Origin of the sequence: Azospirillum oryzae (assembly GCF_008364795.1) — a bacterium.
GTDB lineage: Bacteria > Pseudomonadota > Alphaproteobacteria > Azospirillales > Azospirillaceae > Azospirillum > Azospirillum oryzae.
Genome location: NZ_VTTM01000003.1, coordinates 62,288 through 78,130 on the forward strand (window position 1 = coordinate 62,288; position 15,843 = coordinate 78,130).

A 15,843-nucleotide genomic window follows, 5' to 3' on the forward strand; every position below is an offset into this window, starting at 1 on the left:
TGTGAGGGCGGTTACTTAATGTCCCCCGACCACGCCGCCAACACCGCGCGTTCCTGGGGCGTGATTCCGGTGATGTTGGCGGGGGGCATGGCACTGCTGAAGCCCGCCTGCAGGCGGATCTGCTCGGCATGGCGGCGGATGCCGTCGCCCTCCAGCACGACGCCGCGCGGCGGGGTGGCGATGCCCTCCCACACCGGCTGGGCGGCATGGCACATGCTGCAGCGGGTGACGACGATCTCCTCCACCTGATTGAAGCCGACCTTGACCGGCGCGGCCGCAGCCGTGTCGCCGTTGGCCGGCCCCATGGTGCTGAGCCACGCGCAGGCCAGCATGCCGGCGGCGGCGACTCCCCAGGTCCACCAGGGCGTCGGCTTGCCGGCATGGCGGCTGTTGAAGAAGTGGCGGATCGCCGTGCCGACCACCAGCACCAGCGCCACCATCACCCAGTTGTAGCGGGTGGAGCTGACCAGCGGATAATGGTTGGACAGCATCAGGAAGACGACCGGCAGGGTCAGGTAGTTGTTGTGCAACGACCGCTGCTTTGCCTTCTTTCCCAGCGACGGGTCCGGCGTCTCGCCGCGCAGCATGGCGGCCACCGTCTTGCGCTGGTTGGGGATGATCAGCATGAAGACGTTGCAGGCCATCATCGTCGCCATCAGGGCGCCGACCTGCAGCATGGCGCCGCGCCCGCTGAAGATCTTCGTCATGCCCCAGGCCGTCGCCACCAGCATCACGAATCCGGCGACCGCCAACGCCCCGTCGTTGCGGCCCAGCGGCGACTTGCACATCAGGTCATAGGCGACCCAGCCCGCCACCAGCGCGCCGACGCTGATCGCCACCGCCTGCCAGTGGCTGAGCGCCATCACGTCCTGGTCGATCAGGAACAGGTCGGCGCCGCGGTAATACAGCACGCACATCAGGAAGAAGCCGCTGAGCCACGTCGCATAGGACTCCCACTTGAACCAGGTGAGATCCTCCGGCAACTGCGGCGGAGCGACCATGTATTTGGTCATGTGGTAGAAGCCGCCGCCATGGATTTGCCACGCGTCCCCCGCCGTCCCGGCCGGCGCCCCCGCACGGCGGCGCAGCGAGGCGTCGAGATGGATGAAGTAGAAGGACGATCCGATCCAGGCGATGGCGGTGATGACGTGCAGCCACCGCGCCAGGGCGTTGATCCATTCCCACAGGATGGGCTCCATCGCGCGCACGCTCCTTCCGGTCAGGTCGATGGCTTGACTGTAAGGCGAGTGTGCGGGTGCGGAAAACCATTCGTCCGTCCCAACAGCTTCAAAAAATGACGAAAGATGGCGGCGCCCGTCATGAGGGCTGTCAGGGGCCGGGCAGGAGACCCGCCCTGGTCCTACCAAAGCCAATGGACAGAATGACGCACCCAAGCTATACCTCCGCCAGCGAAGGTGAGTAAGCACTCACTTATCACAAGCTACTGATTTAACGCCCCGATGGCCCCACGCCTCGACAGCAGCGCCCGCAAGCGGGCGATCCTCGACGCCGCCTTGCCGCTGTTCGCGCGCAAGGGCTTCGCCGCGACCACCACACGGGAGATCGCGCAGGCCGCCGGCGTGTCTGAGGCGCTGATCTTCAAGCATTTCCCGTCCAAGGCCTCGCTGTACGAGGCGATCTTCCTCAGCTGCATCGACGGCGACCCGGAATATGAGCGGCTGGTCGCCCTGCCGCCGGGCACCGGCACGCTGGTGCAGATGATCCAGGGGCTGGTGAACTATTTCGTGATCGAGGTGCCGGCCGATCCCGACGAGCGGGCGCGCCACCGTCTGTCGATCATCAGCCTGCTGGAGGACGGCGAGTTCATGCGGCAGGTCTATGAGGGCATCCGCAGCCGCTTCCTGCCCTGTTTCGCCGCCTCCATCGCCGCAGCCGTCGCCTGTGGCGACCTTGCGCCGGGGCCGATCGATGCGGAGAACGGGCTTTGGCTCGCCGAACATCTGTGCGGAATGATGGCGACCGTCTGCCTGTCCGGCGGGACGGTGGTGCCCTATCCCTGCGGCCGTCCCGAGCTTGCCCGCCAGACCGTCTGGTTCATCCTGCGCGGCCTCGGCCTGCGTGACGACATCATCGCCGCCCGCGAGTGCGGCTCCAAGAACGACAACCCCACACCCGAGAGACCGGAGTAGCCGATCGTGACCCTGGACCATTCGCCAAAGACCGAGACGTCATTCGGCCACCCGGCGTCCGAGCCGGGCCGCGGAACGCCTCCGCCACCGCCCTCCACGCCGCCGCGCAAGCCGGTGACGCGCGGGCGGCTGACCCTGCGCATCGTCATCACCCTGGTGATCCTCGGGCTGCTGGGTGCGGCCCTGTACGGCTTCAACAGCTTCCGCGCCAAGGCCATCGCCGACTTCTTCGCCAACAACAAGCCGCCGCCCACCCCGGTGGCTCTGGCGGACGCGACGGTGCAGACCATCCCGAAATATCTGCCGGCCATCGGCACGCTGCAGGCGGCCCGTCAGGTCACGGTGGCCCCCGAGGTCGCCGGCCGCGTCGACCGCATCCCCTTCGAATCGGGTTCCCGCGTCAAGGCCGGCGACCCGCTGGTGCAGCTGAACGACGCCACCGAGCAGGCCGACCTGCTGGCCCAGCGCGCCCAGGCGCGTCTGGCCGAGCTGAACCTGGAGCGCTACCGCGACCTGCGCCGCAGCCAGGCCACGCCCCAGAGCAACGTCGACCAGTATCAGGCGCAGCTCGACGAGATCAACGCGAACATGAAGCGCACCAGCGCACTGATCGGGCAGAAGCTGATCAAGGCGCCGTTCGACGGCGACCTCGGCATCCGGCAGGTCAATGTCGGCGACTACGTCAATCCCGGCGCCACCATCGTCACCCTGACCGACCTGTCGCAGCTCTACATCAACTTCACCCTGCCGGAGCAGGCGCTGCCGAAGCTGTCGGTCGGCCAGGGCGTGCTGATCAACGTCGATGCCCTGCCCGGCCGCGATTTCGAGGCGAAGATCACCACCATCGAACCGCAGGTCAGCGCCGACACCCGCGCGGTGAAGGTGCAGGCGACCATGGACAACCGCGAACGCCAGCTGCGGCCGGGCATGTTCGCCAGCGTCCGCGTCGTCCTGCCGCCGCAGCCCAACACGCTGACGGTGCCGGAAACCGCGGTCGACTACACGGTCTACGGCGATTCCGTCTTCGTCGCCGCGAAGAAGCAGGGCCAGGACGGCAAGGAGCAGATGGTGGTGGAGCGCAAGGCGGTGAAGACCGGCGACCGCCTCGCCAACCGGGTCGAGATCCGCAGCGGCCTGAACCCCGGCGACCGCGTCGTGGTGTCCGGCCAGTTGAAGCTGGACAACGGCGCCGCGGTCGTCGAGGCGCAGAGCAATCCGCTCACGCCCCCGCAGACCCTGCCGCAGAACTGAGGCCGACGCCATGGGCAGTTTCACCGACATCTTCATCCGCCGGCCCGTTCTGTCCGTCGTGGTCAGCCTGCTGATCCTGCTGGTCGGCATCCGCTCGATGCTGGAGCTGCCGATCCGGCAGTATCCGCAGCTGCAGAACACGGTCATCACCGTCACCACCAGCTATCCCGGCGCCTCGCCGGAGCTGATGCAGGGCTTCATCGCGACGCCGATCGAACAGGCGGTGGCGACGGCCGAGGGTCTCGACTATCTGACCTCCTCCTCCACCCAGGGGCAGAGCGTCGTCACCGCCTATGTCCGGCTGAACTTCGACCCCAACGTCGCGATGACCGACGTGATGGCGAAGGTGCAGCAGGTCAAATACCAGCTTCCGCGCGAGGCCAACGACCCGGTCATCCTGAAATCGACCGGCGAGACGACCTCCATCCTGTATATGGGCTTCTCCAGCCCCGATTTGTCGGGGGCGGCGATCTCCGACTATCTGACGCGCGTGGTGCAGCCGGTGCTGTCCACCGTGAACGGGGTGGCGCAGGCCAAGATCCTGGGCGGCCAGACCTTCGCCATGCGGCTTTGGCTGGATCCGGCCAAGATGGCGGCGCGCAACATCTCGCCGGCCGACGTCTCGGCGGCGGTTGCCGCCAACAACTACCAGTCGGCTCCCGGCCAGACCAAGGGCGTCTTCGTCATCTCCAACGTCACCGCCAACACCGGCCTGACCGACGTGGAGCAGTTCCGCGACATGGTGGTGAAGGCCAAGGACGGGGCGCTGGTGCGGATGCGCGACATCGCCACCGTCGAACTCAGTTCCAAGAGCTTCGACGCCAGCGTGGCGATGAACGGGCAGCAGGCGATCTTCATCGGCGTCGATTCCACCCCCACCGGCAACCCGCTGAACATCGTCGAAGACATCCGCAAGATGGAGCCGGAGCTGCGGCGCAACCTGCCGCCCGGCATGAAGATGGAAATCGTCTATGACAGCACCCGCTTCATCCAGGCCTCCATCGACGAGGTGGTGAAGACGCTGCTCGAAGCGGTGGCCATCGTCATCGTCGTCATCTTCCTGTTCCTCGGATCCCTCCGGTCGGTGCTGATCCCGGTGGTCACCATCCCGCTGTCCATCGTGGGGGCGGCCACCTTCATGCTGGCGCTGGGATTCTCGCTGAACCTGCTGACGCTGCTGGCGATGGTGCTCGCCATCGGCCTCGTGGTCGATGACGCCATCGTGGTGGTGGAGAACATCCACCGGCATATCGAGCACGGCAAATCGGCGGTCGCCGCGTCGCTGATCGGCGCGCGCGAGATCATCGGGCCGGTCATCTCCATGACCATCACGCTGGCGGCGGTCTATGCCCCCATCGGCCTGCTGGGCGGACTGACCGGCGCGCTGTTCCGCGAATTCGCCTTCACGCTCGCCGCGTCGGTGATCGTGTCGGGCATCGTGGCGCTGACGCTGTCGCCGATGATGTGCTCCGTCATCCTGAAGGAGGGCGGGAGCCAGGGCCGCTTCGCCGCCTTCCTCGACCGCCAGTTCGAACGGCTGGCGGGTTGGTACGAGCGGCGGCTGGACGGCATGCTGGACTATCGCGCCGCGACCCTGCTGTTCGCGCTGGGCATTCTGCTGTCGGTCGGCTACCTGTTCGCCAACACCATGTCGGAGCTGGCGCCGGAAGAGGATCAGGGCATCCTGTTCGGCATCTCCAAGGCGCCGCAATACGCCAACCTCGACTATATCGACAGCTTCGGAAAGCAGATCGACGATACCTTCGCCAGCTTCCCGGAAACCGATACCCGCTTCGTCCTGACCGGCATCCCGACCCTGAACCAGGGCTTCGCCGGCATGATCCTGAAGCCGTGGGGCGAGCGCGGGCGGTCGGCCAAGGAACTGCAGCCGCTGGCCCAGGCCGAGCTGGGCAAGGTGACGGGCATCAACGTGTTCCTGGTGTCGCCGCCGGCCCTGCCCGGCTCCACCGGCGGCCTGCCGGTGCAGATGGTGATCTCCAGCCCCGGCGATTACCGCACCATCTTCGACGCCATCGAGCGGATCAACGACGCCGCCATGAAAAGCGGCATGTTCATCGTCACCGACACCGACCTGAAATATGACAGCCCGGTCGTCCGGCTGAAGATCGACCGCGCCAAGGCGGCCGACCTCGGCCTGTCGATGAAGGCGGTGGGCGACACGCTGGCCGTGCTGGTCGGCGGCAACTACGTCAACCGCTTCAACCTGAACGGCCGTTCCTACGAGGTTATTCCCCAGGTGCCGCGGGCCGACCGCCTGACGCCGGAATCGCTGACCAACTACTACGTCACCTCCGGGTCGGGCGCCCAGATCCCGTTGTCCACCGTGGTGTCGGTGGATACGGCGGTGGAGCCGAACGCGCTGAACAAGTACAACCAGCTGCCCTCGGCCACCTTCTCCGCCGTGCCGATGCCGGGCGTCTCGATGGGGCAGGTCGTCGATTTCCTGGAGGAGCAGGCGCGCACCCAGCTGCCGGCCGGCTTCAATCACGCCTACCTGTCGGAATCGCGCCAGTTCGTGACGGAGGGCAGCCAGCTGATGGTCACCTTCGCCTTCGCGCTGATCGTGATCTATCTGGTTCTGGCGGCGCAGTTCGAATCGCTGCGTGACCCGCTGGTGATCCTGGTGTCGGTGCCGATGTCGATCTGCGGCGCGCTGCTGCCGCTGTTCTTCGGCGCCGCCACCATGAACATCTACACCCAGGTCGGTCTGGTGACCCTGATCGGCCTGATCTCCAAGCACGGCATCCTGCTGGTGGAGTTCGCCCGCGAGATGCAGATCAACGAAGGCGTGGACCGCCGCACCGCGATCGAGCATGCGGCCCGTGTCCGCCTGCGCCCGATCCTGATGACCACCGCGGCGATGGTGGTCGGCCTGCTGCCGCTGCTGACGGCGGCGGGCGCCGGCGCGGCCAGCCGCTTCTCCATCGGCCTGGTCATCGTGTCCGGCATGCTGATCGGCACGCTGTTCACGCTGTTCGTCCTGCCGGCGGTCTACACCCTGCTGGCGACGGACCATTACGCCACCTCCCGCTCCAGCCGGGCGGAGCAGCTGCGCAGCACGACCTGACGCGCCGTCGGGAACCGCAAGACGAACCAGGCCCCTCCCGACCGGGAGGGGCCTGTTTTCGTTTGTGCCTTGTCACCCCGCCAGTTCCGCCGGCACCGGCAGGTCCTCGCCCTCTTCGCGGCGGAGCATCCAGACCAGCCAGCGTTCGGTGTGGATCAGCAGGCGCCGGGTTTCGATGCTGTGGCAGTCGCGGCTGTGGTCGCGCAGCAGGCGGATGGCGCGGCAGATGGAGGACTGCGGGTCGAGGGCTCGTTCCGGCACGGGGGGAGGTCCTTTGCGGCTGGGGGCACGCCCGACACATAGCGGACCGTCCCGCAACCAAAGCGTGATCTTTCTTGGCCCACGCCGAATCCTGCTCCGCCGCCGTTTCAAAGTTGCGCAGGGCCGGCAGAATGATGCGAGCAGGAATGGCCAAAGTTCCGCACGTCTTTCAGACCGCGTGAAACCAGCCGCGACATGCGCGAAACCGGCCACCCTGCGCGCTCTTGTCCCTACCTGCGGCATTTATCGAATGTTATATCTTTCGTCCTACACCCTGGCTGGACCGTCGCCGTCACGAATGCTGTCCGTTCATGCGCCGGCATTTCACGCCTGCACAACGTAGGGATCCGAGATCCATGACAATGCGTCTGTTGGCCGGCCTTGCCGCGCTCTGTTCCGCCCTGTTGTGCGGACTGGCAACTCCCGCTCCGGCCGTGGCGGCGGAGCAGGCGTTCCGCATCGGCATCGCCCCGCACACCAGCGCCCGCGTCATCATCGAACAGTACCAGCCCGTCCGCCGCGCGGTGGAGGCGGCGCTGGGCCGGCCGGTGGAGATCGTGACGGCCCCCGACTTCACCGCCTTCGCCCGCCGGGCGATGGACCAGGAATACGACATCGCCGTCACCACCGGCCATCAGGCGGAGATGCTGCGCAAGGACGCCGGCTATCTGCCGCTGCTGACCTACAAGGCCGACTTCCGCGCCGTGGTGGTGACCGCCGCCAAGGGACCGTACCGGACGGCGGCGTCGCTCGCCGGCACCACCGTCCTCGGCCTAAGCCCGTCCTCGCTGGTGACGCTGTGGGGCCAGCATTGGCTCGCCGGCCAGAAGCTGCCCGGCATCCAGCTCCGCTATGTCAGCGCCGCCGACAGCGTGGCCCAGCTGATCCTGGCCGGCGACGCGTCGGCCGGCTTCATGTCGCTGGCCAACCGCGCCAAGCTGGCGCCGGAGGTTCAGGCCCAGCTCTCCACCATCGCCGAGAGCCGCCCGATGGCCGGCCGCGTCTATATGCTGAACGGCAGGGAGGCGGCTGTGGCGGACCCTTTGCGCAAGGCCCTGTTCGCCTTCGGCGAGACGGCGGAGGGCAAGGCCTATTTCGACGCCAACCAGCTCGACGGCTACCGTACGGTCAGCGACGAGGAACTGGAGGCGATGGAGCCGCTGTCCGACGAGGTCCGGAGCGTTCTGAAGGCTGGGAAATGATCCTGACCCGTCTGGCGCCCTGGAAGACCCTGCGCGGGCGCATGCTGGTCGCCGCCATGGCGGTCGAGGCGATCATGCTGACCCTGCTGGTCGCCAACAGCGTGCGCCTGCTCTATGGCAGCCTCGCCGAACAGGCAAGGCTGCATGCCGGACAGGTGGCGCCGGTGCTGAACGCCGCGCTGGTGGCGCCGCTGGCCCAGCGCGACTATGCGACGCTGCAGGCGGTGCTGGACGAAAGCCGCTCCACCGGCGGCGTCCTCTATCTCGCGGTCAGCGACAGCAACGGCCGGCTGGTGGCGATCAGCGGCTGGCCGGAAAACCGCGCGCTGCCCGATCCGGACCCGGCCCTGACGCTGGACGCCAAGGACGGCATCGCCCGCTACGACGTGGCGGTGCCGGTGTCGCTGGCCGGGCAGAAGCTGGGCGCGGTGCAGTTCGGTCTCGACCTGCTGCACATCGTCGAGGCGCGGCGCGACCTGCTGACCCAGGGCATCGCCATCGCCCTGTCGGAGATCCTGCTGTCGGCCGGACTGCTGACCCTGCTGGGCCTGTGGCTGACCCGCCATCTGGCGGCGCTGGCGCGGGCCAGCGAACGGGTGGCGGCCGGCGACTACAGCCCGCCCGAGCTGGCGGAGGGGAGCGACGACATCGGCCGGCTGGGTGCGGCCTTCAATACCATGTCCCACGCCATCAAGGAGCGTGTCGACCAGCTGACCGTCGCACTGGACGAGCAGGAGGCGCTGGCCCGCGACGTGGAGCAGGAACGCGCCCGTCTGTCGGCGCTTCTGTCGGCGATGGATTTCGGCGTGCTGTTCGTCGGCGGCGACGGGCGCATCGCCTACGCCAACCCGGCCTTCTCCTGCCTGTTCGCGATCGCCGGGGCGCCGGTCGGCCACCGGCTGGACGAGACGCTGGCCAATGCCGGCAACGCCCCGCGCGACACCGACTATACCCTGCTGTCGGCGGTGGACGGCGACGAGCGGCGCGAAATGACGCTGACCGACGGGCGCATCGTCAGCTGGCACAATGTGCCGGTGCGCAACGCCGCCGGCACGGCCATCGGCAAGCTGTGGCTGTGCATCGACGTGACCGAGCCGCGTCAGGCGGCCGAGCAGCTGCTGCTGGCCAAGGAGAAGGCGGAGGCCGCCAGCCGGTCGAAGACCGAGTTCCTGGCGACCGTCAGCCACGAGCTTCGCACCCCGATGAACGGCGTGCTCGGCAACCTGACCCTGCTGGCCGACGCCTCCCTGCCGACGGAGGAGAAGCGGCTGGCCGACGTCGCCCGCCGCTCGGCCGAGACCCTGCTGCGGCTGCTGGACGACATTCTCGACCTGTCGAAGCTGGAGGCCCGTCGCATCGATCTGGAGGAGGCGGACTGCGCCCTGCCCCAGCTGATCGACGGCGTGCTGGAGGTTCTGCGCCCGAACGCCACCGACAAGGGGCTGGAGCTGTCGGCCCGGCTGATGCCGTCGGTGCCGGAGGTGATCGTCACCGACCCGGCCCGCCTGCGCCAGATCCTGTTCAATCTGGTCGGCAACGCGGTGAAATTCACCGAAGAGGGCCATGTCGCCGTGCGGGTGCGCCGGCTGGACCGCGGTACCGACAGCGTCGTGTCCTATGGCCACCCGGACTCCTTCCTGCTGGAGTTCGAGGTGGAGGACACCGGCATCGGCATCGCGCCGGGCTCGGTGCCAACCCTGTTCGACCGCTTCACCCAGGCCGACAGTTCGATCACCCGGCGCTATGGCGGCACCGGCCTGGGGCTGGCGATCTGCCGCGACCTCTGCCTGCTGATGGGCGGCAGCATCGCGGTGGACACCGCCCCCGGCCGCGGCAGCGTCTTCCGCTTCACCGTCGTCGCCCGTCCCGGCGACCCGTCGGCCCTGCGCCGCGTCGAGCCCGGCCACGGCACCAGCGTCGGCGATGCGGCGCGCGCCGCCGCATTGCCGCCGCTGCGCGTGCTGGCGGTCGACGACATCGAGGTGAACCGCGACATCGTCCGCGGCATCCTGGAGCGCGCCGGCCACAGCGTGGCGCTGGCCGCCAGCGGCGGGGAGGCGGTGCGCATGGTGCGCGACCAGCCGTTCGACCTCGTGCTGATGGACATCCAGATGCCGGGCATGGACGGGCTGACCGCCACCCGCCGCGTGCGCGAACTGCCCGAACCGACTGGTCGCGTCCCCATCCTGGCGCTGACCGCCCATGCGTCGGGCAGCTCGCGGCCGGAATGCCTGTCGGCGGGGATGAACGGTTTCGTCACGAAGCCCTTGCGCCCCGCCCTGCTCTTTGCCGAAATGGCATCGGTGCTGGGCAACGGCGTTGCTGCCGGCACGGCTGTGTCCGCCGCCCCCGTACCCGCCGCTCCGGAGCCCGCCATGATCGACCAGCCCGCGGATTTGCCTGCCGACCAGCCTGCAATTCCCGACGCCGACCTCTTGGATGAGGAGCAGGTGTCCCTGCTGCTGGAGGTGCTGACGGCCGACGACTGGACCGCTTCCGTCGCCGGCTTCACCGACAACGGGCAGAAGACGGTCGACAGCATGGTCGCCCAGGCCCGCGCCGGGGAGCCGCACAACCGCACCGCCCACACGCTGAAGGGCACCGCGCTCAATCTCGGCGCCGCCGCCCTCGGCCGTCTGGCGAAGGAGCTGGAACATGCCCCCGCCTCCGCGGTTCTGGACCAGGAGGACCGGTTGCGCGACCTGCTCGACCGCTCCCTTGCCGCGCTCCGCACCCGCAAGCCGCTAAACGTCTGAACGGATAGGCGGCGGCCGGACAGTCACAAACAGGCAGCCGCTCCCTCCACATTCGGACAGGTCCGCGTGGCACAAAAGTCTCCCTGATGCGTTGTCCATTCAGGACCATGACCAGAGAGGCGAAATGACCGAGCTTGCGGACGATCTCGACCAATGGACCGGTGCGCAGACCGATCGGTTGAGGGCCGACCGGGTGAACCCGGCGGTGCGGAAGGCCATGACCGAGGCCGGCTTCACGCCGATGGATCTCGGCGACGGCTGCCGGGCCTGGTACCGCCGGTCGGACGACGGCACCCATGCGTTGATCTCGCACAACAACGCGCTGGACGGCGACCCGACGGTCAAGGACTGGATCGTCGGCCAGTATGGCGAGCGCGGCGGCTTCGTCGAGGTCGGCGGCCTGCCGCTGTTCCGGGCGCTGGAAGGGGCCGACACCCTGCCGTCGCCGGTCCGGCCGGACGGGTCGCTGGTGGAAGCGCTCTATCCGTCCCTCCAACAGGCGCTCGATGATCTGGGGTGATAGTCCAGCTATAGCTCGCGGATGGACCAATGGGCGATGACCAAGGTCGGGCTGGACAAGCGGAGGGCTGAACGGAAAAGCTCACGCCGGTTGCCGTATGGGATCAAGACCCCCATCTGACGGCCGACAACAGCCCCGACCAGCAGCGAGCCGCCTGTCCATGGAAGCCGACCGATCGAAGCCCTTGCGCATCCTGCTCGTCGAGGACGAGCCGCTGGTGGCCATGGCCATCGAGGATTCGCTGGAAGTCCAGAATGTCGGCGTCATCGGCCCCGCCGGCACGGTGGCGGAGGCGCTGGAGCTGATCGCCAAGGGCGGCATCGACGCCGCCCTGCTGGACGTCACCCTGCGCGGGGAGCGCGTCGACAGCGTCGCCGACGCACTGAGCGCCCGGGGCATCCCCTTCGTCTTCACCACCGGCCATGGCGCCGCCGGCCTGCCGCGGAGCCATCAGGACCGGCCGGTGCTGACCAAGCCCTTCCGTGAGGTCGAGATGACCGACGCCATCGACCGCTACTTCCGCGGCGCCGCGTAACGGCGCCGTCCAAGTTCTTCCAATCAGCCCGGCCGCCCGTCGGCCCGCGGCGACAGCAGGACCGGGGCATAGGCGACGAGATACAGGGTGAAGGCCGCGACCCAGGCATAGCCCGACCATTGCAGCGCCGCCCAGACCCACTCGACCGGCAAAAGCGGCGAGGCGGTGCGGGCGACCGCCGCGACCGTCAGCAGCACATAGGCGGCGACCGTCCCCCGCGACACCACCAGCGGCCGCCCGGTGTGGCCGAGCGAGGCGCGGCTCATCACCGCCAGGATCAGGGTGGCGAAGGCGCCGACCGTCATCGCATGGGTCCCCGCCGCCGCCGGCAGCCCGGCCAGGGCATGCAGCCCGCGCAGGCTCAACGCCACCGGCACCCACAGATAGCCGACATGCAGGATCCACAGGATCGGCGAGCGCCAGGCCTTCCAGCCCTGCCAGCCGGCCAGCCGCACCGCATGGGCCGCCGCGGCGGCGAGCGCGATCAGCCCGGTGACCGCGGAGTCCGGCGCCACCATCGCCGCCGGGATCAGCGCCAGCGTCAGCACCAGAACCGGCCGCTCCACCATCGGCCAGGACCGCACGCCAATCCCCGCCTTGCCCAGCCCGTTGCGGGTGAAGGCCGGCAGGATGCGCCCGCCGATCACCGTCACCATCATCAGCACGACGCCCAGCCCCAGCGCGAAGCCGGCATCCGCCCCGCCGTCCAGCATCTCCAGCCAGTCCAGATGGATCAGCAGGTTTGCGGTCGTCAGCAGCCCGATCAGGATCAGGAAGGCGCTGTTCCGCCACTTGCCCGCCGCCACCAGCGGTCGGCCGAGCGCCAACCCCAGCCCCGGCAGGAAGGCGATGTCGATGACCGCCGCCACCGGCTCCGGCATGCCGGTCCAGGGGAAGACGGCGACGCGGCCGGCGATCCACAAGGCCGCGAGCGCCATCAGCGGCGCGCCCGCCACCGCCTTGGTTCCGGTCCAGCTCGGCACCGCGGTCAGCAGGAAGCCGGCGATGGCGGCCACCACCGTGCCGAACAGCATCTCATGCGCATGCCAGGCGCTGGCGCCGACCGCATGCTCCGGCCATTCCCCGGTCACCAGCACGCCCAGCCAGGCGCCGAGCAGCCCGACGGCGGCCACGCCGCTGAACAGGAAGAAGAATCGGAAACCATACTGGAACAGGATCGGAATGGCGGGGCCGTCGTCGCGGCCGGCAAGACTGGGGGAGGACATGAAGGGGGACTCCGCAAAACGGGTGCTGCAGTGCAGGATTGACCGTCAGCCTGCGCGCCCCGCCCCCGTGCCGCCTTGACGAAAATCAAACGCATTCGCAAGCTGCCCACCCGCTCCATTTCCTTCCAGGTCCATGCCCCGTCCCGACAGCCTGTCCCTGCGCGAGGCCCGCCGCGTCGCCATCGCGGCCCAAGGCTTCCCCAATGGCTTCCCCAACACGCCCCCCGACGCCGATCCTGTCGAAGCCCGCCATGCCCGGCGCCTGATCGGCCGGCTGGGGCTGGTGCAGATCGATTCCGTCAATGTGCTGGTGCGCTCGCATTACCTGCCGCTGTTCTCGCGGCTGGGGCCGTACGAGGCGGCGCTGCTCGACCGGCTGGCCTATGGCGGCAAGCGGCGGGCGCTGTTCGAATATTGGGGCCACGAGGCGTCGCTGATCCCGGTGGAACAGCAGCCGCTGTTCCGCTGGCGCATGGCACGGGCCGAACGCGGCGAGGGCATCTATGGCGAGTTGGCGCGCTTCGCCGCCGAACGCCGTCCCTACATCGACTCGGTGCTGGCCGAGGTGGCGGCGCGCGGCCCGCTGGGTGCGTCGGAACTGTCCGAGGCCGGGCGCGGGGCCGGCGGCTGGTGGGGCTGGAGCGACGGCAAGCGCGCCGTGGAGTTCCTGTTCTGGGCCGGTCTGGTCACCACCGCCGGCCGTCGCGGCTTCGAGCGGCTCTATGACCTGCCGGAGCGGGTGCTGCCATCCGCCGTCCTCGATACGCCCACCCCGGAGGAGGCCGAGGCCCAGCGTGCCCTTCTGCGCATCGCAGCCCGCGCCCATGGCGTGGCGACCGAGCGCGACCTGCGCGACTATCACCGGCTGGACGTCGCCGACGCCCGCCTGCGCATCGCCGAACTGGTGGAAGCCGGCGACCTGCTGCCGGTGACGGTGGAGGGCTGGGAGCGCACCGCCTACGTCACCCCCGACCTGCGCGTTCCCCGCAAGGCCCCGGCCCGCGCCCTGCTCTCCCCCTTCGATTCGCTGATCTGGGAACGGCAGCGCACCGAACGGCTGTTCGGCGCCCGCATCCGGCTGGAGATCTACACCCCCGCCCACAAGCGGGAACATGGCTATTACGTCCTGCCCTTCCTGATGGACGAGCGCATCGCCGCCCGCGTCGACCTGAAATCCGACCGCAAGGCCTCCGCCCTGCTGGTCCAGGCCGCCCACACCGAACCCCATGCCAGCCACGCGACCGTCGCCCCGCCCCTGGCGGCGGAACTGCGCCGTCTGGCCGGCTGGCTGGGGCTGGAGCGGGTGACGATGGCCGGCGGCGGCGATCTGGCGCCGGCGCTGGATGCGGAGTTGCGGCTGACGGGGATCTGAGTTCGACCGGAGGTTAAGAAATCGCACCGGCTCCCTCTCCCGTCCCGGGAGAGGGAAGGGGCCCGCCGCAAAGCGGTGGGAAGGGTAAGGGGTCAGGCACGGAGCCGTGCGGTTCGGGATGCTTGGATTACCCCTCACCCTCCCCACTTCGTGGGTCCCCTCCCTCTCCCGAGGCGGAAGAGGGCGAATCGCGCCTCACTCCAGATGGTCGAGCGGCAGCCGGGTCTCGAACTTGACCTCCTTCAGGGTGACGCTCGATTTGACGTGCGAAACAGCGGGGATGGAGAAGATGCGTTCGCTGAGGAAGCGGCCGTAATCCTCCGTCGTCGGCACGACGATGCGCAGCAGGTAATCGGCGTCGCCGGTGACGGCGAAGCATTCCAGCACCTCCGGCATATCGGCAATGGCGGTCTCGAACTGTTCGACCGCATTCTCCTTGTGGCGTTCAAGCGTGACATGGGCGAAGACGCACTCGCCCAGCCCCAGCTTGCGCGGGTCGAGCTGCACCGTGTAGCGGCGGATGACGCCGATGTCCTCCATCGACCGCACCCGGCGCCAGCAGGGCGAGGCCGACAGGCCGACGGTGTCGCCCAGCTCCTGCATGGTCAGGCGGGCGTTCTCCTGCAGGGCCGCCAGGATACCCTTCTCATGCCGGTCGAGCTTGATCGCCGCCATCTGCGCCTTCCCCTCCTCCGCCCATTCAATCGTTACACCTGCAAACATAAGCAGAGCCGGCGGCCGGTGCGAGCCCCTCCATGCAACCAATCCACCCTTCCCGGTGTTGGTCCGACGGTGGGAGCGGGCGCCAAGCGTGGGAGAACGGACTTGTTCGATTGGATCGTCGGTATGGTGGAGCACACCGGCTATGCCGGCGTCGCTCTGCTGATGTTCGCGGAGAACCTGTTCCCGCCCATCCCATCGGAGCTGATCCTGCCGCTGGCCGGCTTCACCGCCGCGCGCGGCGACCTGGGGCTGGTGATGGTCATCGTCTCGGGCACGGGCGGCGCCGTGCTGGGGGCGCTGTTCTGGTACCTGATCGGCCGCTGGGTCGGCTGCCGCCGGCTGAAGCGCTGGGCCGGGCGCCATGGCCGCTGGCTGACCATCGCGCCGGAGGAGGTCGACCGGGCCGCCGTCCGCTTCCGCGAGCATGGCGGCCGCTCGGTGCTGATCGGCCGGATGATCCCGGCGGTGCGCACGCTGATCTCCATCCCCGCCGGGGTGTCGGAGATGGCGCTGGCCCCCTTCCTGCTCTACACCACGGTCGGCACGGCGATCTGGACGACCTTTCTCGCCAGTGCCGGCTATCTGCTGGAGGACCGCTATCAGCAGGTCGCCGGCTGGCTGAACCCGATCTCCAACATCGTCGCCGCCGGGATCGCCCTCTGGTACATCTACCGCGTCGCCACTTTCGGCCGGCGCACGAGCCAGCAGCCGGCGGAATAACCGCCAATCCCTTTTCCACCCTGAGAAAAACCTCCCCGC

Annotated in this window: 13 protein-coding genes; 9 read left to right on the plus strand and 4 right to left on the minus strand. The window is 68.7% G+C overall.

The features are described from left to right. Positions 1 to 11 precede the first annotated feature (11 nt). Positions 12 to 1,199: a urate hydroxylase PuuD gene (locus tag FZ938_RS11770; protein ID WP_149198691.1), complete on the minus strand. Its 1,188-nt coding sequence runs from the start codon at positions 1,197 to 1,199 to the stop codon at positions 12 to 14. A gap of 261 nt (positions 1,200 to 1,460) precedes the next feature. Between FZ938_RS11770 and FZ938_RS11775 the strand changes: the two genes are divergently transcribed. The 3 genes from FZ938_RS11775 to FZ938_RS11785 are packed head-to-tail and all read left to right on the plus strand — an operon-like array spanning position 1,461 to position 6,489. Then, complete coding sequence (locus FZ938_RS11775; protein ID WP_149198692.1) at positions 1,461 to 2,150, plus strand: TetR/AcrR family transcriptional regulator; 690 nt, start codon at positions 1,461 to 1,463, stop codon at positions 2,148 to 2,150. 6 nt (positions 2,151 to 2,156) lie between these two features. Next, positions 2,157 to 3,401 carry an efflux RND transporter periplasmic adaptor subunit gene (locus tag FZ938_RS11780; RefSeq protein WP_246457320.1) on the plus strand — a complete coding sequence of 415 codons (1,245 nt, stop codon included), beginning with the start codon at positions 2,157 to 2,159 and terminating at the stop codon, positions 3,399 to 3,401. A 10-nt stretch (positions 3,402 to 3,411) separates the two neighbouring features. Beyond that, positions 3,412 to 6,489, plus strand: a complete 3,078-nt coding sequence (locus FZ938_RS11785) for a multidrug efflux RND transporter permease subunit (RefSeq protein ID WP_149198693.1) — start codon at positions 3,412 to 3,414, stop codon at positions 6,487 to 6,489. Positions 6,490 to 6,561: 72 nt separating this feature from the next. Here FZ938_RS11785 and FZ938_RS11790 read toward each other — a convergent pair whose 3' ends face one another. Next, entirely contained in the window at positions 6,562 to 6,750 is a 189-nt protein-coding gene (locus FZ938_RS11790) for a hypothetical protein (protein WP_149198694.1), read from the minus strand. Between the two features lie 356 nt (positions 6,751 to 7,106). Between FZ938_RS11790 and FZ938_RS11795 the strand changes: the two genes are divergently transcribed. The 4 genes from FZ938_RS11795 (at position 7,107) to FZ938_RS11810 (ending at position 11,763) form a co-directional block, all read left to right on the plus strand. Beyond that, positions 7,107 to 7,952 carry a phosphate/phosphite/phosphonate ABC transporter substrate-binding protein gene (locus tag FZ938_RS11795; RefSeq protein ID WP_149198695.1) on the plus strand — a complete coding sequence of 282 codons (846 nt, stop codon included), beginning with the start codon at positions 7,107 to 7,109 and terminating at the stop codon, positions 7,950 to 7,952. Further along, positions 7,949 to 10,708: a hybrid sensor histidine kinase/response regulator gene (locus tag FZ938_RS11800; RefSeq protein WP_149198696.1), complete on the plus strand. Its 2,760-nt coding sequence runs from the start codon at positions 7,949 to 7,951 to the stop codon at positions 10,706 to 10,708. Before FZ938_RS11795 ends, FZ938_RS11800 begins: the two co-directional genes overlap by 4 nt. A gap of 124 nt (positions 10,709 to 10,832) precedes the next feature. Next, entirely contained in the window at positions 10,833 to 11,228 is a 396-nt protein-coding gene (locus FZ938_RS11805) for a hypothetical protein (RefSeq protein ID WP_149198697.1), read from the plus strand. Between the two features lie 160 nt (positions 11,229 to 11,388). After that, positions 11,389 to 11,763, plus strand: coding sequence for a response regulator (locus FZ938_RS11810; RefSeq protein ID WP_149198698.1), 375 nt, complete (start codon positions 11,389 to 11,391; stop codon positions 11,761 to 11,763). Between the two features lie 23 nt (positions 11,764 to 11,786). Here the strand turns inward: FZ938_RS11810 and FZ938_RS11815 are convergent, their stop codons facing one another. After that, the gene (locus FZ938_RS11815; RefSeq protein WP_149198699.1) at positions 11,787 to 12,989 is read right to left on the minus strand and encodes an NnrS family protein; all 1,203 of its coding nucleotides are present in this window, start codon (positions 12,987 to 12,989) and stop codon (positions 11,787 to 11,789) included. A gap of 133 nt (positions 12,990 to 13,122) precedes the next feature. On the opposite strand from FZ938_RS11815, the gene FZ938_RS11820 reads away from it, so the two are divergent. Further along, positions 13,123 to 14,361: a winged helix-turn-helix domain-containing protein gene (locus FZ938_RS11820; protein ID WP_149198700.1), complete on the plus strand. Its 1,239-nt coding sequence runs from the start codon at positions 13,123 to 13,125 to the stop codon at positions 14,359 to 14,361. 195 nt (positions 14,362 to 14,556) lie between these two features. On the opposite strand, the gene FZ938_RS11825 is transcribed toward FZ938_RS11820, so the two are convergent. Next, complete coding sequence (locus FZ938_RS11825) at positions 14,557 to 15,036, minus strand: Lrp/AsnC family transcriptional regulator (RefSeq protein ID WP_109156215.1); 480 nt, start codon at positions 15,034 to 15,036, stop codon at positions 14,557 to 14,559. A 150-nt stretch (positions 15,037 to 15,186) separates the two neighbouring features. On the opposite strand from FZ938_RS11825, the gene FZ938_RS11830 reads away from it, so the two are divergent. Beyond that, positions 15,187 to 15,804: a DedA family protein gene (locus tag FZ938_RS11830; RefSeq protein ID WP_174757056.1), complete on the plus strand. Its 618-nt coding sequence runs from the start codon at positions 15,187 to 15,189 to the stop codon at positions 15,802 to 15,804. Positions 15,805 to 15,843 lie beyond the last annotated feature (39 nt).